The organism is Lactobacillus sp. HBUAS51381 (assembly GCF_012641095.1).
GTDB lineage: Bacteria > Bacillota > Bacilli > Lactobacillales > Lactobacillaceae > Levilactobacillus.
Genome location: NZ_JAAVSC010000005.1, coordinates 67159 through 86317, shown reverse-complemented (window position 1 = coordinate 86317; position 19159 = coordinate 67159). Strand labels below are relative to the sequence as shown.

The window sequence follows — 19159 nt, the reverse complement described above, 5'->3', positions numbered from 1 at the left end:
TACGTTGCTGAATCCAAAATGTCAACGCTTACATTTGACCTCATTTTAAACGGATAACAGGCTAGTCGCCGTGCCACCGGGGAGTTATACGGTTAACGACCAATGAAAATAAATTTTCCGGATCCACGGACCATCCGCTCTTGAATTGGGGAGACCAAACGACCACTCAAGCGAGTTATCGGTAGCTAACTTAGTTAAAACGGATTTTTATAATAGGTAATAACAAAATTCTCAAACTTTTCCAATACGGTTGAAATCTTATCAGATTGGGCCTGACGCGCCAACCAGCCGGGCATAAACGGTTGAGCGCCTTGAAAATTATATTGACAACTGAAAGCGGTTCCAGTATGCTATGCATTGAAAATTGAATTTCTTTAAACGTCGACGTTTTTGCAATATTTTCAATCTTCATCATTCGATTCATAACTTATAGAGGTGGGTACTTATGAGTGAAAATGCTCCTAAAGCCGCCATTACGACGAAGAACATGGTGCCGTGGAACGAACGAATCGCTTATAGTTTTAGTGATTTCGCCTGCAACCTGTCCTTCCAAATGGTGGGAACGTACTTAATGATTTTCTACACGGATACTTTTGGTATCAGTGCCGCAGCTGTTGGGACTTTGTTCCTGGTTGCCCGGATCGTGGATGCCTTTGATGGGCCGTTCTGGGGAATCATGATTGACCACACGCATACCAAGTGGGGGAAGAGCCGACCGTACTGGTTATGGTTCTCGATTCCATTTGCCGTCTTCTGTGTGCTGGTCTTCACGACGCCAAACTTAAGCTTGACGTGGAAATTAGTGTGGGCCTACATCACCTACATTGGGGTTGATGTCCTATACTCGGCCGTCAACATTCCAATTACATCTATTTTGCCATCATTGACCAGCAATCCCCAAGAACGGGTTACGTTATCCACGATCCGTCAATTCATGGGAACTGCCGGTGCCACCATTATTACTGGGATTACCTTAACGATGGTTGCCTTCTTCGGTCATGGTTCAACCACGAGTGCTCGTGGCTGGTTCATCTGGGCCTTGATCGTTGGGATTATCGTTGTTATTATCTTTGGTTTCGTGTTCAAGTACACGACTGAACGGGTTCAGACCAAGAGTTCCCGGAAGTCCATTCCAATCAAAGATTCTCTGCGTGCTTTGAAGCGTAACTGGCCATGGGCCATCATCATCTTCATCAACTTCATCTACTGGATGGGGATGCAGACGCGTTCACAAGTTACAGTTTACTTCTTCAAGTACAACATGCACGATGCCACGTTAGCTTCATTTGTTTTGAGTTTGCAAATCGTTGCGTTGGTTGCCGTGGTCTTAACGCCATGGACCTCTAAGTTAATCGGTAAGCGTAACACCATGTTAGCCGGGATGATCCTGGCCGTGGTTGGTCAATTACTGTTGAGCTTGGGTGCTAATAATTTGAGTGTCACGATGATTATTGTTGCCACGATTGTTGGGTACTTAGGAACTGGTTACGTTTCTGGTTTAATCGCCGTTATGTTGGCCGATGCCGTTGACTATGGTGAATGGAAGAACGGGGTCCGTGCCGAAGGGATTGTTACCTCATTCTCCAGTTTCAGTGCCAAGTTAGGTATGGGTATTGGTGGTGTGATCACCGGTTGGATTTTATCTGCCACTGGTTACGTTGCCAACCAGACCCAATCCGCAGGTGCGCTTCATGGGATTGAATTAAACTACATTTGGGTGCCACTGTTAGGCTTCGCCCTTTCCGGAATTGCCCTGTTGTTCTACCACGTAGACGGCATTGAAGGCAAGATGCAAAGTGACTTAGCTGAAAAGCATGCCCGTGAAAATGCAGAAGATGATGATTAAAAAATTAAAGTGAGTGAACGGCATGATTATCAATAAGGATGTGATGCGCGATCACAATGAGCGTTCGGTATTGCAAGCCATTGTGAATCATGGACCCATTTCGCGAAATGAAATTTCAAAGCTACTCGGCTTGAATAAGGTGACGGTGTCCGACATTGTCGGCAACTTCATCGACCGCAAGCTGGTGTCCAGTCAGGGTGAGGCCACGGCCAAAGCCGGCAGTGGGCGCCGCGCGGAACTCGTGGCCTTTAATGCCACGTACGGGTACGTCATCAATTTCAGTATTTCCGGCGATATTCTCCGAATGCTGGTGACCCAACTGGACGGTCGCGCCTTGGAACACAGCGAAAGTCCGCTGAATCAACCGACTGTGGCGGAACTCGTGGCCAAGATGGACGAGATGATTGCGCAGTTACCGACCTTCGAGGTGGATAACGGCCTGCAAGCCATGTCGATCGCCATCTTCGGCAGTGTCTACCAGAGTGAAATTGTGACCTCGCCGTTCATTGACTTCGGCGACTTCGACCTCGTGGGCTATTTCAAGCAGCACTACCACGTGCCGGTGATTTTGGAAAACGAGGCCAATCTGTCCGCCGTCTTCGAGCAGGACTTCAGTAAACAGGAACTCCAGAGCATCGTGTCCGTCAGTATTCATGAGGGCATCGGTGCCGGAATCCTGGTGAACAAGCAGCTGTATCGCGGCAACTACGGCCGTGCCGGCGAGATTGGTCAGATTGCCATTCAGAATCCGGGCCAGCCGCGCCATCGCTTAGCGAACCTCGCCAGCTTTGATAGTGAATGGTCCGAGACGGCGGTGCTACGGAAGGCGGCCAAACTAAAGGGCGTCAAGCAGTACACGTTGGCCGAACTGGTAACGGCCATGGCGCGAGATGATTCGGTCATTGTCGGTTTGCTGGAGGACTTCTGTTACTACCTGGCCATGGTGACCAGCGATTTAATCGCCGCGTATGACCCGCAGATGGTCTTCTTCAATTCGCCGATGATCGAACAGTTACCGGAGATCTTGAAGAATATCCAGATGAAACTAAGCTTCATGCCACTCGTGCCACCGCTGGTCATGTCCAAGGATGCCAAGTACGCAACCTTATTGGGTGGCGCCTCACTGGCGATTCATCAGGTATTGGAGATGCCGAACACACGCTTGATTTTTCATCATTAGACTTCACGAAAGTACGGGACGTACGGCTATTTTGGGCTGGACGGCCCGTGCTTTGCTTTAATCGCAAGTTTTAGTAGAAATTTGAGGAGGAAATAAAGTTGACGAATCAGAGTTTTCCTAAAGGATTCTTATGGGGCGGCGCCGTCGCTGCCCACCAAGTGGAAGGGGCCTATAACGTTGGTGGCAAGGGCCTCAGCGTTGCCGACGTGATGACGGCGGCCGGAACCCACGACGAACGGACGATTACGCCCGGCGTGCAGCCCGGCGAATTCTATCCCAACCATGAGGCCGTGGACTTCTATCACCGCTACCCCGAGGATGTGAAGTTATTTGCCGAAATGGGCTTTAAGAGTTTTCGAACCTCGATTGCCTGGTCACGAATCTTTCCGCAGGGCGATGAGCTCGAACCCAACGAGGAGGGGCTTAAGTTCTATGATCGTCTATTTGACGAATGCCACAAGTACGGGATTGAGCCGGTCGTGACGTTATCTCACTTTGAAATGCCGTACCACCTGGTTACCGAATACGGGGGCTTTCGTAGCCGTAAGACGATCACCTTCTTTACGCGGTTTGCCCGGGCCGTCTTTACCCGCTATCAGGATAAGGTGAAGTACTGGCTGACCTTTAACGAGATCAACAACCAGACCAACTACGACCGTGAGTTTACGTTATTCACGAACTCCGGGTTTCAAGTGAAACCGGGTGAAAATGCCGAAGCCGTCATGTACCAGGCCGCCCATTACGAAGTCGTGGCCAGTTCGCTGGCCGTCCAGATTGGGCACAGTATCAATCCGGATTTCCAGATTGGGGCCATGGTGGCCTTTTCACCGGTCTATCCCGCAACGGATAAGCCGCGCGACGTCTTCAAGGCCCAACGCGCCATGCAGGCACGTTTCTGGTTCTCCGACGTTCAAGTAGAAGGGATGTATCCAACCTGGTTGACCAAGTACTTCAAGGCTAAGCAGTTCGACCTGGACATTACGCCGGCGGATCTGGCCAACTTGAAGCGCGGAACGGTTGACTACCTGGGCTTCAGTTATTACATGTCGTTTGCCACCAAGGCCAGTGACCACGAAGACGCCCAGTTCTCCTACAACGAATCCCAAGACTTGGTGACCAACCAATTCGTCCCGCAGTCGGATTGGGGCTGGCAAGTCGATCCCGAGGGCTTGCGTTACGCCCTGAATTGGATGAACGACCGCTACCACCTGCCACTCTTTGTGGTTGAAAATGGGATTGGGGCCATTGACGAATTGACACCGGAACACCGCGTCCACGATAGTTACCGGATTGATTATCTGCGGGATCACATCGTTCAAATGAAACTGGCCATCAACGAGGATGGCGTTGATGTCATGGGCTACACGCCGTGGAGTGCCATCGACATCGTGTCGGCCAGCACCGGCCAGCTTTCGAAACGGTACGGCTTCATTTACGTCGATCGCAATGACGATGGCAGTGGGAGCCTCGACCGTTACCGTAAGGATTCCTTCTACTGGTACCAACGGGTCATTGCGACGAACGGCGCGGATTTAGGAGAGACAGTGGGTGAAGAAGATGACAGTAAAGCCTGAACCGCTTTTAGCGATTGATATTGGGGGAACCACCGTTAAATATGGTGTCTGGATGCAACAACAATTAACACACAAAAACCGCTTTGCAACGCCGGACAATTGGCCGGACCTGTTAGCGGCGATTGTTCGCGTCAAGGTGGCGTTGAAGATGCCCTTTGCCGGGGTCGCCATCAGTCTGCCAGGCAGTGTGGACACAATACTTGGTAAAATTTCGGGAACCAGCGCCGTGGCTTATCTGAATGATTTTCCGATTGTGGCCACGTTGCGAGAAGCCTTGAAGCTCCCCGTTAGCATTCAAAATGATGCGAACTGCGCCGCACTGGCCGAGACCTGGCGGGGAAATGCCAAGTCGATCAGTGACGCCGTTCTGTTGGTGATTGGAACGGGAATCGGTGGCGCGGTCGTAATGGACGGGCAATTGGTCACCGGGCGGCAGAACTTCGCCGGGGAATTTGGCTATCAGGTCATGAATGAACGGGGCGAGACGCTCAGTGAATTGGCCAGTCCCGTCCACATGGCACACCGTTACCAGCAGCTTGCCAACTGTGGTCCGGTCTCCGCGCGAAATATCTACCAGGCGGCCGCTAACGGTGATCGCCTGGCCCAACGCTGCATCGAAGACATGCTGAATTGGCTGAGCCGGGCTGCTTTTAACTTGTTTGTCGGTCTCAACCCGCAGCGCCTGCTAATTGGGGGTGGCATTTCGGAACGCCCAGGATTCGTGACGGACCTCCGGCAACGCGTCCAGCGGCTCATGCGGGTACACGGGGCACCATTGACCGTGGATATACAGCCCTGCAAGTTTCGTAACGATGCCAATCTGATTGGAGCGGTTTATCAATTTTACTTAACGAATCCCAGCCATGCCGCCGGTCAGACCGTGCCCATCCCCATGGTGTGAGACATCGCGTCAAAAAATATTGGACGCGTCAGGTCGTATAAATAGCGGGCTGACGCGTTTTTGAGTACAACGAAATTTATAAGGCGATTGACTGGTATTCGCCCGTCAAAACCGGCATGATGGTGGGTATACGAAGCAATCTGCACGGTGACGGGTCAGAATATATCGGCGTAGAATCTGAATTCAGGGGTGGAAAACGGTTCCATTCTTAGTTATGGTAGATGTAAAGGTAATCTGACGATTCTGGTCCAGTCGCGTTCATCGGGACTGAAACGCTGGAGAGACAGTGCCATAATCGAATAAGCGAAAGTGAGGTTAATCTATAATGAAAACTTGGCAAAAAATTTTAGCTGGCACGACCGCGATTGCCGCCGTCAGTGCTGTGAGTGTCTTGGGTGGCGCAGCGGTGGTCTATCAGGCCGCAACGAAGTCGTTTAGTCGTAATCGGATTAAGACCAAGCGCCGGGCGATCGCTGAGAACACGGCCGCCGACAATGCCTGGTACCTTCGCCACGATCCCGTGGAATGGACGCAAACGAGTCTGGACGGGCTAATTCTCCGCGCGAGTCTAGTGGAAGCCGAACGACCGAGCAAGCGGGTTGCCATCTTGGCGCACGGCCTGGGCCACGCGCGTGAGCAGATGATTCCCTATGCGCGGGTCTTTCACAACTGGGGGTATCACGTGCTGATGCCCGATGCGCGGGCCCACGGTGAAAGTGAGGGCCACACGATTGGCTACGGTTGGCCCGATCGCCTGGACTATACGGGGTGGATCAATCAGGTCATTGCCAAATACGGGGACGACTGTGAGATTGTCCTGATGGGGATTTCCATGGGGGCCGCGACCGTCATGGCAACGGCCGGTGAGGATCTGCCGCACAACGTGAAGGCCGTGATTGCCGACTCCGGGTACGCGTCCGTCTTGGCCGAAGCCCGGTTCCGGATTCGGCATAAATACCATTTGCCAACGTATCCGATCGTGCCTATTGCCGACCAGTATTCGCGCTTGGCTGAGGGTTACCGTTTGGCCGACGGGGACATTGCCGAACAGTTACGGCACACGCACTTACCGTTGCTCCTGATTCAAGGTGCCAACGATCAGACGGTCCCCGTGGAAAATTTGGATGTTCTGTATCGGGCGGCCGCAGGGCCTAAGGAAAAGTACCGCGACCCCGAGGCGGCACACATTGCGACCCGGGCAACGGACCCAGCGAAGTACGATCGATTAGTGGCGGATTTCCTGAATAAATATGTGGATTAAAGAAGGTTAAAGGCTGGTTGACAAGTTTTCATTATCTGGTAATATATTAAACGGTAATCATTACTGTTTACATATTTGGCGGAGAAATGAGATGAAGCGATTGAAGCATGATACACACAGTTTTCGTTGGCGCGGTCTATGGGCCGTGCTGGCTATCTTAATGGTGGGCGTTACCCTGAGTGGCTGTGGGGCGGCGACCACCACTAAGCATGCCGATAATCACATTCAGGTGGTCGCCACGTTGGGCTTTTACGGTGAAGCGGCCCAGGCCATTCTGGGTGATCGCGGACAGGTGACCACGGTGATCAACAGTCCCAGTATCGATGCCGAGAGTTATGAGCCGGACGTAAAGACGGCTAAAATGGTCGCTAAGGCTGATGTCGTGGTGGAGAATGGTCTGGGCTACGACAGTTGGATGGACCGGGTTGTTGCGGCTAACGATGACGCCCAGACGAAGAAACTGACGATTGGCACGCTCATGGGGAAGAAGACCGGTGACAATCCTCACCTGTGGACCGACCCAACGACGATGGTCAAGGTCACGCGGCATTTGGTCACCCAATTTAGTAAGCTGGAGCCCCAGCATGCGGCCGAGTTCAAACGCCGGGGGGCGGCCTATGAGCGCCAATTGGCGGTACTGCCCAAGCTGGCCCAGCAGTTGGCTAAGCGCAGCCGGCACCAACGGGTTGCGGTGAGTGAACCCGTCTTCGATCTGGCGTTAAAGGCGATGGGCTATCGGATTAGCGACGGGCATTTCGCTCAGGCGATCGAAGAGGACAGTGACCCGACGCCGGCCGATGTGACCGAATTGCAAAATCAGATTAAGCATCATCGGATTGCCTTTTTCGTTGAGAATACCCAGAATACCAGTAAGAACGTCACGGCGATGGTCAATCTCGCCAAACGCTACAACATTCCGATCGTCAAGGTTACGGAAACCATGCCGGTTCACCAGAGTTATCGCACGTGGATGTTGAAGCAGTACCAGCAAGTTCAACGCATTCAAACCAAGGAGGGTCAGTCCTAATGGAACGTGCACCCATTTTAAAATTAGAACATCTCGGGGTGACCTTTCCCAACCATCCCGTCTTTAGTGACCTCAACCTGACCATTCGGCAGGGAGAAGTCTGGAGCATTATTGGGAAGAACGGGGTGGGGAAGACCACGCTCATGCGGACCATTTTGCATCAATTGCGGCCGACGCATGGCAAGATTACCTATCTCCCCAGTCAAAAGGACGTCACGATTGGCTACGTTCCGCAATTTCGGAACATCGATGCCGATTATCCGTTAACGATCAAGGACTTCGTGGGGCTGAACCTGACCGGCTGGAAGTTGCCCTGGCTGTCGACCAAGGAACGCGCCAAGGTGACGAAAATTTTGGACCAGACCGGGCTGAAGCAGTTGGCTAAGCGACCCATTGGCCAAGCATCCGGTGGGGAAAAGCAAAAGGCCTATTTGGCGCAAGCGTTGGTTGAGGCCCCGAACCTGTTGATTTTAGACGAGTCGACGGCCAGTCTAGATCCCGTGACCAAGACGGAATTACTGGATCTGGTGGCGGAGTTGAATCAACGGCTGAATCTGACCGTGCTCTTTGTCACGCACGATATTCCAATGGCGCAGAAGTACACGCAGCACTATCTGATGCTGACGCCCAGTGGGATTGAACAGGGGCCGATTGCAAAATTAACGACGGAAAAGGTGTGGGAGGGCGAAAATGTTTAGTTATGAATTTATGCGCAACGCCTTCGCGGCCGGCACGATTATTGCCATCATCTGTGGGATCATGGGCGTCTTCGTGATCGCCCGGAATATGTCTTTTCTCACGCATACGCTCTCCGAGATTGGCTTCTCCGGGGCGGCCTTTGGGGTCTTCGCCGGTTGGGCACCGCTAAATGGGATGTTGCTCTTTACGGTCGTGAGTTCGATCATCGTGGGGCAATTGTCGGCCCGTTCCGAACGGCGCGAGGCGGCCACCAGCGCCATTTCGGCCTTGTTTATTGGTCTGGGGATTTTGTTCCTATCGTTGGCCAATAAGAATGCCAGTTACGCGACCAGCATTTTATTCGGGAGTGTCATCGGGATTAGTGCCAGTGACGTCCAGCAAATGTTGTGGCTATCGCTGTTTGTGCTGATTGTGGTCTTCGTGATCTACCGGTTCTTGAAGTTCGATTCGTTTGATCACACGGGAGCCCGAGTCAAGGGGCTGTGGACCAACGTCTTATCGATTACGTTCCTCGTCTTACTGGCCCTGAGCGTCAGTGTGGCCGCGCAGATTGTGGGGTCACTCTTAATCTTCATTCTATTGACCTTACCGGCCGCCACGGCGAAGTACTTCGCCCACACGGTGGGAGGCATGATGATTCTGGCAATTGCTTTAGCCCTCATCGGCGTTTGGAGCGGGCTGGTCTTGAGTTACGTGACCAACTTTCCGGTGTCCTTCTTCATTGCGGCGATTGAAGCGATCTTCTACTTCATCGCGCTGGGATGGCAGCGACTCCAGACGGCAGAATAGGGCGATCAGCCTTCGGAATTTGCGAATATAATGATTTAAATTAAAAGAGACTAGAGCCGCATCCGCACAACGATTAACGTTGTGTTGGGGCGGCTCTTTTGCGTCTTTACGGGGGTCATTAGTTGAGTCCTGATAGCGAAAACGGTAGGCTGAGGGGGAGCTGGTGACACCGGATTCAGCAATGTCAGGTTGGCAGTACGGACCATTGGAGATGGTCTGTCCCAGATTTTTGAGGGACCGCTTTCTACTAGCTTTCAAAACCAGCTCATCTTGTTGACTGCTTTCATTTTGGAAAAATCGGCAAAAAATTATTAATTCTTACCGAAATGTAACGAAAAACCCGAACATTTATGCTAAAATTGGGCTTACAATTAACTCTAAAGAAATCGTTGAGGTGAAGAGGTTGAAAGTCAGAAGAAGTGACCGGTTAGTCGATATGACCCGGTATTTATTAGAACGGCCGCATCAATTAGTGTCGTTGACGTTTTTTGCGGCGCGGTATGAGTCGGCCAAGTCTTCCATCAGTGAAGATTTGACGATTTTAAAGCGGACCTTCCAAGCCCGTGGCACTGGTCTGCTGGAGACCGTCCCCGGAGCTGCTGGTGGTGCCCGGTTTATCCCTTACATTTTAAGAGAAGAAGCCGAACAATTTGTGGATGAAATGATTACGGAATTGTCCGAAGCCGACCGGTATCTCCCCGGTGGCTACGTTTATATGTCCGATATTCTCGGTCGGCCAGCAGCCTTGCGGCAAATTGGGCGGATTTTAGCCACTCAGTATTTGAATCAGTCGGTCGACGTGGTTGTGACGGTCGCAACGAAGGGGATTCCGTTGGCCCAAAGCGTGGCCAATTACCTGAACGTCCCGTTTGTGATTGTGCGTCACGATTCACAAATCACCGAAGGGTCGACGGTCAGTGTGAACTATGTTTCCGGCTCGACCAAGCGGATTGAACGCATGGCCCTGTCCAAGCGGAGCGTGAAGCCTAACTCCCGCGTCCTGATCGTCGATGATTACATGAAGGGTGGCGGGACCGTGGGTGGTCTGCGTTCCCTCGTGGACGAATTTGACTCACAGCTCGCCGGAGTCGCCGTCTTTGCCGAGGGTGACTTTGACGGCCAACGGACAGTTAGCAAGTACACGTCTTTACTGAAGATTCAAACGGCGGATGAACAGATCCGCGTGGCCCCAGGCAACTACCTGACCCAGATCTTTGGTGACGATCAGAATTCATTAAATTAGGAGATATCGGAATGAGCACTAGAAATACGATTATCCTCGCAGCCGGCAAGGGTACGCGGATGAAGTCAAAGTTGTACAAGGTTCTTCACCAGGTCTGTGGTAAGGCCATGGTGGATCACGTGTTGACGCAGGTCGAGAAGACCAACATGGACCAGGTGGTCACGATTGTGGGCTACGGTGCCGATGACGTGAAGGCCACGCTGGGTGACCGCACGCAATATGCGTTGCAGGCCAAGCAATTGGGAACCGGGGATGCCGTCTTACAGGCGGAACCCCTCTTAAAGGACGAAGACGGCACCACGCTGATTGTCAGCGGAGACACGCCCTTATTCCAGGCTGAAACCTTTGAAGACCTCTTCGCCTATCACGAAGCCAAGCATGCGGCCGCAACGATCTTAACGTCAATTGCGCCCGATCCAACCGGTTATGGCCGGATTGTGCGGAATAACATCGGCATTGTCGAAAAGATTGTGGAACAGAAGGATGCCAGTTCCGAGGAACAAGAAATCCACGAAATCAACACGGGCGTTTACGTCTTTGACAACAAGAAATTATTCGCGGCCCTTCATAAGACGTCGAATGACAACGCACAGGGCGAATACTACTTGACGGACGTCATTGAAATTTTGAAGCACGAGGGCGACATCGTGGCGGCTTATAAGATGGCCGACTTCGATGAATCCATGGGCGTTAATGACCGGATCGCTTTGGCCAACGCTACGAAGATTATGCGTAAGCGGATCAACGAACAACACATGCGTGACGGGGTCACCTTGATTGACCCTGAGACCACGTACATCGACGCCGGTGTGAAGATCGGTTCCGATACGATTATCGAACCGGGCGTCCTCCTCAAGGGCAACACGGTCATTGGGGATGACTGCTACATCGGTGCTCATTCCGAATTGTGGAATGCCAAATTAGCCGATCACGTGACGGTGACCTCTTCACTACTGGAAGATTCCGACATGGCCAGCGGCTCTAACATTGGCCCGAACAGCCACTTACGACCAGAGTCTCACATTGGGCCTAAGGTACACTTGGGTAACTTTGTGGAGGTTAAGAAGGCCACGATTGGTGAGGGCACCAAGGTGGGCCATTTGACCTATGTCGGCAACGCCAAACTCGGCAAGAACATCAACGTTGGGTGTGGGGTCGTCTTTGTCAATTACGATGGCAAGAACAAGCACGAAACGACGGTGGGGGATGATGCCTTCATCGGCTCCAACTCAAACCTGGTTGCCCCGTTGACGGTGGCTGATCACAGCTTCATCGCGGCCGGCTCCACGATTACCGATGCCGTTAACCAATTTGACATGGCAATCGCGCGGCAACGACAGACCAACAAGCCCAATTATTACCAGAAACTCCCGTATCGCGGTGAAGATTAAGCTGAAGGTCTTGTGTTTCAAGACCCGATAGCATAAAATTATGGTAGTAAATTCTGGCAGATCATTTGCTATTGGAGGAAATTATGGCTACGCAATATTTTGACCCTAAATTAAAGATTTTTGCGTTGAACTCCAACAAACCGTTAGCGCAAAAGATTGCTAACGAAGTTGGTGTTGAATTAGGGAAAACTTCGGTGGACCGGTTCAGCGACGGCGAAATTCGCATTAACATCGAACAGAGTGTCCGGGGAAGCCACGTTTACGTGATTCAATCGACGTCGGCTCCGGTCAACGACAACTTAATGGAACTGTTGATCATGATTGATGCTTTACGGCGCGCGAGTGCGGCTACCATCAACGTGGTCATTCCATACTACGGTTACGCCCGGCAAGACCGGAAAGCCCGGTCGCGGGAACCAATCACGGCCAAATTAGTGGCCAACATGCTACAAACGGCTGGTGTGACGCGGGTTCTAGCTTTGGACTTGCACGCTGCCCAGATTCAAGGGTTCTTTGATGTTCCCGTGGATCACTTGATGGGTGCCCCGCTCCTGGCCGACTACTTCTTGACCAATCACTTGGACGAAGATGCGGTTGTCGTTTCACCCGACCACGGTGGTGTGACGCGGGCGCGGGCCTTAGCCGAGTTCTTGAAGGCGCCAATCGCCATCATTGACAAGCGGCGGCCACGGGCCAACGTCGCGGAAATCATGAACATCATCGGTGATGTCAAAGGCAAACGGTGCATCATGATTGATGACATGATTGACACGGCCGGGACGATTACGTTAGGGTCCCAAGCCTTAATGGATGCTGGCGCCAAGGAAGTTTACGCTAGCTGTACCCATCCTGTCCTGTCTGGTCCCGCAATCGAACGGATCAAGAAGTCGCCAATCAAGAAACTGGTTGTGACGGATTCTATCCAATTAACGGCAGACAAGCAGATTGAAAAGATTCAACAAATTTCCGTCGGTCCCCTGATTGGCCAAGCCATCAAGCGGATCAACGAAAACCGGCCGGTCAGCCCATTGTTCAAGAACCGATTCCGGAGTCACGAACAATAAAGCAGACAAAAAACTTGAGCGGCGCAGGGCGTTGGCTCAAGTTTTTTCTATAAAAATTTTGATCAATCAACCGTTAGTTGGGCATCAACCGTCGACGCTTGGTGCATTCGGCCAGAAGTCGCCGTTAAAGGGACTGAGCGTCGGACTAGCGGTAGATCGAAGGGAGTTTACGGTATGAGAAGTTGGCAGAGATGGACGACCGGCTGGCTGGGTGGTGGTCTGGTCGTGGCCCTAGCCATGCGGATCCTGGGGCAACCGCTGATGGTGATTGGTAACCTACTGTTTATGGTAGGCTTAGCGCTGGTTATCTTTGGCTTGATTTGTGTCTTAGCGAAGGGGCACCTCTTCACGGGGTGGCGGCACCGGCGTAAGAAGGGACAAGATCCCTTGCCCGGTGAAAAGGTTGGCGTGCGGCACGTAGCCAGCGTAAAGAATTCGCCCATCGTGGTTAACGGGGGCGCCCGATTCGGATTAGCAGCGGGGGCTTGCTACATCGTGGTCGGCATTGTCTTGACCTTATTTTAATTATTCGGGGGAGAAAATGAAAAAAGTAAAAACGGGGATTGACGCGCCACTTGTCCCAATTAGTTATGAACTGGTGGGACTGATATTTTTGGTTGAGGCAGTGCTGACACCACCGAATCGTGGCCGGATTTGCCTAATCATTGTCGGTCTGTTCGCGGTCATTGGCGGTCTTGTTTTTCTGCGGACATCGCTGATTGGCAAGGCGCGAATTTGGACGAAGCTGTTGGATGAGGCCGGTGTGGCGCCCGCGGATCAGGCGCTGGACCTGGGGTGTGGTCACGGCGCCGTGTTACATCAAGTAGCTGAGCGGTTGACGTTACCCGGAACCGTGACCGGTGTCGACTTGTGGCGCTCACGGGACCAGTCGAAGAATTCTCTGGCGGTGACACGGGCCAACCTCAAGGTGTGGGGGGTCTCCGATCGGGTCAGCTTGCTCACGGCGGATATGGTGAAGCTGCCATTGCCGGCGGCTAAGTTTGACGTGGTTACCGCGAGCTTTGCGATTCACAACGTCAAGCCGACCGCTCAGCGGGAACGGGCCTTGCGCGAGGCGGTGCGGGTCTTGAAGCCCGGCGGTAAACTGTTGATCGTGGATACCGGCCACAATCGCCGCGACTACCAGCGCGTACTGGCGGCCGCGGACTGTCGCATCGTGCGCTCGCGTGGCCTAGGCATCAACGGCTGGTGGAGTGGTCCGTGGATGGCCAGCTACGTGATTTGGGCGGTTAAAAATTAGGTGAATCTGAGCCCCACTGAATGGGGCTGGCGCGACCAGTCGTATTGATCAAGATTCTAGAGAATTTAAAAAAGCGTCGGGTTCTGTCGTCGAATGATGCAGGAGTCCGGCGCTATTTTGTAGACCTCAAAGCTGACGACCATAGGCTTGTGGAAGCCAATTTCTAATGGTTAGCTCCCGAAAGTTTACCAAGTTGTCGTGCAGCTGATCGAATGGTTTCCCGAAAGCCACGCTGAGGCTAAAGTGAAGGATGAAAGGGGAGCCAGGTCTATTGCGAGCAAAAAATATTGGGGCTTTAATTGGCGTGGTGTTGATCAGTGGTGCTGTCTTGGTCGTGAGTGGTCACAATCCCAATTCTAGCAGTGTGGCCGCTGCTAGGGTGACGGCGCGGGCAACCCGGCTCGCGCCACCGGAAAACAAGCGTCATTCCGTAGAACCCGTTGGTCAACTGGAGAGGACCCCGACCAAAGCCGAACGAGAGCCCATCGTTCCCAGCCGTGACGCGGGCACCACGGCACCCACGGGGACTACCGATGACGGTTCGTGAGGAAATCTGAATGCTAAGGGAAACTGTTAAGTTTGATGATAGTCGCGGCTTTGATCGCCCTTGATTGGGTGGTGAAGGCTTTTTTTGTAAAAAAATTGGACGATCATAAACGGGATCGTCCAATAAGTGATTAATTTGAGTTGTGCCGACTGAAAAAATCGGGCGATTCTCAGTCATCTAAGAGTTGAGACTAATGTGCAGTCATCTTGCTATCAGCTTGGCAGGATGCGCAACAGCCACGTTAATTAGTCTAAAGCGTACTTACGAATGGCCACCGCCACGCCATCTTCGGCGTTGGTCAACGTCACCGCTTGGGCGGCGTCCTTGATTTCGTCGATGGCATTGCCCATCGCCACGCCCAGACCGGCGTATTGAATCATGGTCAGGTCGTTGCCTTGATCACCCAGAGCCATGACTTCATCGGCCGTGAACCCTAATTTATCGGCGAGTTCACCCAGCGTGTTGCCCTTGCTAGCCTTCTTGTTCATGACTTCGATGAAGAAGGGCGTACTTTGGACGACGTAGAAGCGGTCGCGAATCTCTTGGGGCATTTCGCGATTGACGCGGTTGATCGTGTCCGGATCGTCAACGAACATGGCCTTGGAAATGGTCAGGTCGCGGTCCATTTCACCGACTTCACGGTACCGAATCAGCATCCGCACCAGGTTACTTTCAAAGATGGTGTAGCCACTGATGTCCTTGTTGGCGGTGTAGATATAGTCCGGTGTTTCGATTTGGAAATGAATCTGTAGTTTCCGGGAAAGGGCTTCGAGGTCGATGTAATCGTTGAAGCTCAGGGAATGGTTGGTCATCATCTTGCCGGAGACCGTCTGTGACACGGAACCGTTGTAGGTGATGGCGTACTGTTCGTCACCACTGAGGCCCAGTGCGTCGAGATAGGGTTGAACACCAGTCAGGGGCCGGCCGGTGCAGAGAACCACCTTAATGCCTTGGGCCGTGGCGGCCTGAACCGCCTCAATCGTGGCGGGCGCCAGTTCGTTCTTTTCGTTTAGTAGGGTCCCGTCAATATCAATCGCAATCATCTTAATTGTCATGTTGTCAATTCTCCTTTTATGCTAAGTTGGAATGCAATGCGTATTTATAAATGGCCGCCGCCACGCCATCCGCTGCGTTGGTCAGAGTCGTCACGTTGGCGGCCGCTTTGACGCGGTCGTTGGCGTTTCCCATGGCGACACCCAACCCAGCGGCGGTAATCATGGGTAAATCATTGTCCTGGTCGCCCAGCGCCATCACGTTGGCCAGTGTTAAGCCAAGGTGGTCGGTGAGGTCGCGAAGCGCGTTGCCCTTACTGGTCTGCGGATTCATCACCTCAATGAAGTGGGGATCAGTGCGAACCACGTAGAATCGGTCGGCCAGCGCCGATGGAAGCTGGAGCGCATCGATCTTAGCCACCTCGTCGATGAAGACGGCGGTGGGCATGAGCAGTTGCGGGTCCATCGCTGCGGCTTCGCAAAACCGTAGCGGTAAGTTCACGAGCTGACTTTCCTTAACCGTGTAACGGCTGATATCGCGGTCGGCCGTGTAAAGGTACCGCGGGGTGACTACGTGGAAGTGTACCTGGGACTTGCGGGCGAACGCTTCGAGATCGACGTAATCGGTGTAACTCAGCGTCCGGCTACTCAACACGCGACCGGCCACGGTTTGAACCAGCCCACCGTTGTAGGTGATGGCGTACTGGTCATCGCCGTGCAGGCCCAGCGCATCCAAATACGGTTGGACGCCGGAGAGGGGCCGGCCGGTACACAACACCACCTTGAGACCCGCGGCAATCGCGGTCTGAACGGCGGTAATGGTCGCAACGGTCAGGGTATTTTGCGGATTGAGCAGGGTGCCGTCAATGTCCACGGCAATCAGCTTGATGGTCATTTAATCAGATTCTTTCCGGTCAATCAGTTGGTGGTTTTGAATATAGCTCCCAAACTCGTCGAAGATGGGTTGGAAAATTTCCGGCGCGTCATTCCCCGGATTCAACATTTCCTTGGGGAAGAAGAACCGTTGGTCGCCGGTGAATTTCCCGCGAATGGCGTTGACCAGATCGGAAACCGTCGAGAGTTCACGCAGGCTGCCATCCGGTTCCTGAAGCTCAATTTGCGTCAGGGGATGGGTGACCTTGGGGTCGTAGGCATCGTCGTACGGCAGGTCGTAGCTGTTGTCCGTGGCCGTGTAGTAGGCGGTGTTGAAGCCCACCGACCCAATCAATTCCCGGAGGTGGGGCAGTTGGTCCCGCGTCTCGGCATCAAAAATGGCGCTCTTGAGCGGTTTACGATCCAGGAACCGGTGAGCCAGGTCGGCCAAAATCTCGTCGGGCGACTGCCGCCAGTGGGTAAAGTAGGTGGTTAGGACGCCGTCATCGAGATTGAGGTAGTCGTCGAGGTCAAATTGATGGTTGAAGAAGGGTAATAGCAGGTGGGGGATGAAGCTCTCATCGCTCTTGCCGGCCTGATACAGTTCGTTGGCGCGCCCCAATAGGTGGTCCAAGATGACCTCCATGGACCGTGAAACGGGATGGAAGTAGACCTGTTGGTACATTTGAAACCGACTGACGATGTAGTCTTCGACGGCGTGCATCCCGTTCATGGCAAAGGCAATCCCGTCCTTGTAGGGCCGCATCACCCGCAGAATCCGCGTCAAATCAAAGGTTCCGTATTCGGTTCCCGTAAAATAGGCGTCCCGTAGCAGGTAATCCATCCGGTCGGCATCGATCTGACTGGAAATCATTTGGACCACTTGTGGATTTGGATAGGTCTTTTGAATGACACTGGCCACCTCTTGCGGAAAGGTTGGACTGACCCGCCGCAGAATTTGGTTGACTTCCGTTTGCGGTGAGGTCAGAATCTCGGCCGTGATGGCTTCGTGATCGGTGTGGAAGATGTGCTCAAAGGTGTGGGAGTACGGACCGTGGCCGATGTCGTGGAGGAGCGCGGCACACAGTGCGGTCAACCGCTCCCGGTCGTCCCAGCCGCCATCACCCGGTGTTTGGGTGGGATAGTTCCGTTGGAAGTTATCGCAAATTTGCCGGGTGACCTCGTAAACCCCCAGCGAGTGGGTGAAGCGGGAATGCTCCGCCCCGTGAAAGACCAGCGAAGCCGTCCCTAATTGTTTAATGCGGCGTAGGCGTTGAAACTCTCGGGTATTGATAAGGTCTAAGATGACTTGATGCTGAACATAAATATAGTTGTGCACGGGGTCCCGGAGAACTTTCTCCCGGGGGAGCCGCGCGGTTGCATAGCTCACAGCGATTCCTCCTAACGTATTGAAATGATGAGGTTTTAGTACTTATCAAGGTGATTATTGGTTAACATAAAATAGCTGGCTAATCGGTTGCGAGCCGTGGTTGGCGGCGGGCCATCTGGGCGGTGGCCCGTTCCAGACTCGTCGTGAAACGCGGTTCCGCCATCATGGCGGCCAACTTGGCCCGGCTGACGTGCAGGCCGACCGTGGTGGCCGCCGTGATGAAGCGTTGCTCGGCATCGGCCACGGTGAGCGGCTGGTCTAGCAACGCGGCGGTCGTGGTCATGACGTCCGGATCAACGTCTGGAAAATGCCAGTCGTTGGCCTGGCCGTCGAGACCGGCCAGGTAAAAGCTGCGTACCAGATCACCACGCATGGCCTGATCGCCGGTCACACTGAGGTACAGCATGGTCACCAGGGCCTGGGTGCTTCGTCGTTGGGCGATACCGGCGATTTTACGGCCGTTAACGCTCAGGTCATAGTCGCCCGGGCAGTAGGAGCGGGTGATTTCGTAGTGTTCCAGCGCCAACTCGGGCCAAGCCGTGGCCACAAGTTGCGTCATCTGGGCGTAGGCTGCCTCAACGCTTAGGGGTGGTGTAGTTAATGGCGAGAAGAGGGAGACGTTGAGCACGCCGCCGTCCGCCACCACGGCCAGGCCACCAGAATTGCGGAGAACGTAGTCGTAACCATAGCGCTGAACGGCCCTAATCGCCGCTGTCAGCGCGGGAAGCCGTTTATCCTTGAGTCCCATGATGACGGTCGGTTGCATCGTCCAGAAGTGTAGTATTGGCTGTTTAAGGTGCGGTACCAAGTCGAGTAGGGCATTGGTATAACCGAACGCCAAATTTTTCTGATCGGCCGGAATGGGGGTCGTGACGACCTGAATCCGGTCAGCGGGTAAGTTTAAGGGGCCCATCTCTCCACCACCTTTCGTCAAGTTAATGCATGGCTCCATTATACTAGAAAACGGGGGTGCCGTCATGGTCTGGACCAATCTCATCTGACTTTGTTGTGACGTGGGATGGTTGGGAACTTCGTGCTTAGCTATTTTTAGTCGTTTTTCCGGCCACGTCAGAGCATAATAAGTGGGCTTTCCACCCCAAATGAACTATAATTAATCCAGA

The 19159-nt window shown here is 53.2% G+C and carries 18 protein-coding genes; 14 read left to right on the top strand and 4 right to left on the bottom strand.

Annotated elements, in window-relative coordinates:
* The first annotated feature begins 445 nt into the window (after positions 1-445).
* The 14 genes from HEQ50_RS03020 to HEQ50_RS02955 all read left to right on the top strand — a co-directional run bounded on the left by HEQ50_RS03020 (position 446) and on the right by HEQ50_RS02955 (position 14783).
* Complete coding sequence (locus HEQ50_RS03020) at positions 446-1846, top strand: glycoside-pentoside-hexuronide (GPH):cation symporter (RefSeq protein WP_168899056.1); 1401 nt, start codon at positions 446-448, stop codon at positions 1844-1846.
* A gap of 22 nt (positions 1847-1868) precedes the next feature.
* Entirely contained in the window at positions 1869-3026 is a 1158-nt protein-coding gene (locus tag HEQ50_RS03015) for an ROK family transcriptional regulator (protein WP_168899055.1), read from the top strand.
* 92 nt (positions 3027-3118) lie between these two features.
* Positions 3119-4600 carry a 6-phospho-beta-glucosidase gene (locus tag HEQ50_RS03010; protein ID WP_370520125.1) on the top strand — a complete coding sequence of 494 codons (1482 nt, stop codon included), beginning with the start codon at positions 3119-3121 and terminating at the stop codon, positions 4598-4600.
* A complete protein-coding gene (locus HEQ50_RS03005; protein WP_168899084.1) occupies positions 4584-5501 on the top strand; it encodes an ROK family protein in 918 nt (305 codons plus the stop codon). Before HEQ50_RS03010 ends, HEQ50_RS03005 begins: the two co-directional genes overlap by 17 nt.
* Before the next feature lie 325 nt (positions 5502-5826).
* Positions 5827-6762 (top strand): alpha/beta hydrolase, encoded by a 936-nt coding sequence (locus HEQ50_RS03000; protein WP_168899053.1) that lies wholly within the window; start codon positions 5827-5829, stop codon positions 6760-6762.
* Between the two features lie 91 nt (positions 6763-6853).
* A complete protein-coding gene (locus tag HEQ50_RS02995; protein WP_168899052.1) occupies positions 6854-7789 on the top strand; it encodes a metal ABC transporter solute-binding protein, Zn/Mn family in 936 nt (311 codons plus the stop codon).
* Complete coding sequence (locus HEQ50_RS02990) at positions 7789-8487, top strand: metal ABC transporter ATP-binding protein (protein ID WP_168899051.1); 699 nt, start codon at positions 7789-7791, stop codon at positions 8485-8487. Before HEQ50_RS02995 ends, HEQ50_RS02990 begins: the two co-directional genes overlap by 1 nt.
* A complete protein-coding gene (locus HEQ50_RS02985; protein WP_168899050.1) occupies positions 8480-9277 on the top strand; it encodes a metal ABC transporter permease in 798 nt (265 codons plus the stop codon). The genes HEQ50_RS02990 and HEQ50_RS02985 overlap by 8 nt, the downstream gene beginning before the upstream one ends.
* A 403-nt stretch (positions 9278-9680) precedes the next feature.
* The gene (gene purR, locus HEQ50_RS02980; protein WP_168899049.1) at positions 9681-10520 is read left to right on the top strand and encodes a pur operon repressor; all 840 of its coding nucleotides are present in this window, start codon (positions 9681-9683) and stop codon (positions 10518-10520) included.
* An 11-nt stretch (positions 10521-10531) separates the two neighbouring features.
* Positions 10532-11911: a bifunctional UDP-N-acetylglucosamine diphosphorylase/glucosamine-1-phosphate N-acetyltransferase GlmU gene (gene glmU / locus HEQ50_RS02975; RefSeq protein WP_168899048.1), complete on the top strand. Its 1380-nt coding sequence runs from the start codon at positions 10532-10534 to the stop codon at positions 11909-11911.
* A gap of 83 nt (positions 11912-11994) precedes the next feature.
* Positions 11995-12975: a ribose-phosphate diphosphokinase gene (locus HEQ50_RS02970; protein WP_057732706.1), complete on the top strand. Its 981-nt coding sequence runs from the start codon at positions 11995-11997 to the stop codon at positions 12973-12975.
* 174 nt (positions 12976-13149) lie between these two features.
* Positions 13150-13500, top strand: a complete 351-nt coding sequence (locus HEQ50_RS02965; protein WP_168899047.1) for a DUF3899 domain-containing protein — start codon at positions 13150-13152, stop codon at positions 13498-13500.
* 16 nt (positions 13501-13516) lie between these two features.
* On the top strand, positions 13517-14236 hold the full coding sequence (locus HEQ50_RS02960) for a class I SAM-dependent methyltransferase (protein WP_168899046.1): 720 nt from the start codon (positions 13517-13519) through the stop codon (positions 14234-14236).
* Positions 14237-14507: 271 nt separating this feature from the next.
* Entirely contained in the window at positions 14508-14783 is a 276-nt protein-coding gene (locus HEQ50_RS02955) for a hypothetical protein (RefSeq protein WP_168899045.1), read from the top strand.
* A gap of 245 nt (positions 14784-15028) precedes the next feature.
* Here HEQ50_RS02955 and yidA (HEQ50_RS02950) read toward each other — a convergent pair whose 3' ends face one another.
* The 4 genes from yidA (HEQ50_RS02950) to HEQ50_RS02935 all read right to left on the bottom strand — a co-directional run bounded on the left by yidA (HEQ50_RS02950) (position 15029) and on the right by HEQ50_RS02935 (position 18951).
* Positions 15029-15838 (bottom strand): sugar-phosphatase, encoded by an 810-nt coding sequence (gene yidA / locus HEQ50_RS02950; protein WP_168899044.1) that lies wholly within the window; start codon positions 15836-15838, stop codon positions 15029-15031.
* Between the two features lie 16 nt (positions 15839-15854).
* Positions 15855-16670 (bottom strand): sugar-phosphatase, encoded by an 816-nt coding sequence (gene yidA / locus HEQ50_RS02945; protein ID WP_168899043.1) that lies wholly within the window; start codon positions 16668-16670, stop codon positions 15855-15857.
* Positions 16671-18038: an HD domain-containing protein gene (locus HEQ50_RS02940; protein ID WP_168899042.1), complete on the bottom strand. Its 1368-nt coding sequence runs from the start codon at positions 18036-18038 to the stop codon at positions 16671-16673.
* A gap of 79 nt (positions 18039-18117) precedes the next feature.
* A complete protein-coding gene (locus tag HEQ50_RS02935; protein WP_168899041.1) occupies positions 18118-18951 on the bottom strand; it encodes a lipoate--protein ligase family protein in 834 nt (277 codons plus the stop codon).
* Between the last annotated feature and the right edge of the window lie 208 nt (positions 18952-19159).

What these genes read in the sequence shown, in the direction of transcription:
- HEQ50_RS03015 (WP_168899055.1), top strand. Translation starts at nt 1,869, where the DNA reads ATGATTATCAATAAGGATGTGATGCGCGATCACAATGAGCGTTCGGTA.
- HEQ50_RS02960 (WP_168899046.1), top strand. Translation starts at nt 13,517, where the DNA reads ATGAAAAAAGTAAAAACGGGGATTGACGCGCCACTTGTCCCAATTAGT.
- HEQ50_RS03005 (WP_168899084.1), top strand. Translation starts at nt 4,584, where the DNA reads ATGACAGTAAAGCCTGAACCGCTTTTAGCGATTGATATTGGGGGAACC.
- HEQ50_RS02995 (WP_168899052.1), top strand. Translation starts at nt 6,854, where the DNA reads ATGAAGCGATTGAAGCATGATACACACAGTTTTCGTTGGCGCGGTCTA.
- glmU (WP_168899048.1), top strand. Translation starts at nt 10,532, where the DNA reads ATGAGCACTAGAAATACGATTATCCTCGCAGCCGGCAAGGGTACGCGG.
- HEQ50_RS02965 (WP_168899047.1), top strand. Translation starts at nt 13,150, where the DNA reads ATGAGAAGTTGGCAGAGATGGACGACCGGCTGGCTGGGTGGTGGTCTG.
- HEQ50_RS02970 (WP_057732706.1), top strand. Translation starts at nt 11,995, where the DNA reads ATGGCTACGCAATATTTTGACCCTAAATTAAAGATTTTTGCGTTGAAC.
- HEQ50_RS02990 (WP_168899051.1), top strand. Translation starts at nt 7,789, where the DNA reads ATGGAACGTGCACCCATTTTAAAATTAGAACATCTCGGGGTGACCTTT.
- HEQ50_RS03020 (WP_168899056.1), top strand. Translation starts at nt 446, where the DNA reads ATGAGTGAAAATGCTCCTAAAGCCGCCATTACGACGAAGAACATGGTG.
- yidA (WP_168899044.1), bottom strand. Translation starts at nt 15,838, where the DNA reads ATGACAATTAAGATGATTGCGATTGATATTGACGGGACCCTACTAAAC.
- HEQ50_RS02935 (WP_168899041.1), bottom strand. Translation starts at nt 18,951, where the DNA reads ATGGGCCCCTTAAACTTACCCGCTGACCGGATTCAGGTCGTCACGACC.
- HEQ50_RS02985 (WP_168899050.1), top strand. Translation starts at nt 8,480, where the DNA reads ATGTTTAGTTATGAATTTATGCGCAACGCCTTCGCGGCCGGCACGATT.
- HEQ50_RS03000 (WP_168899053.1), top strand. Translation starts at nt 5,827, where the DNA reads ATGAAAACTTGGCAAAAAATTTTAGCTGGCACGACCGCGATTGCCGCC.
- yidA (WP_168899043.1), bottom strand. Translation starts at nt 16,670, where the DNA reads ATGACCATCAAGCTGATTGCCGTGGACATTGACGGCACCCTGCTCAAT.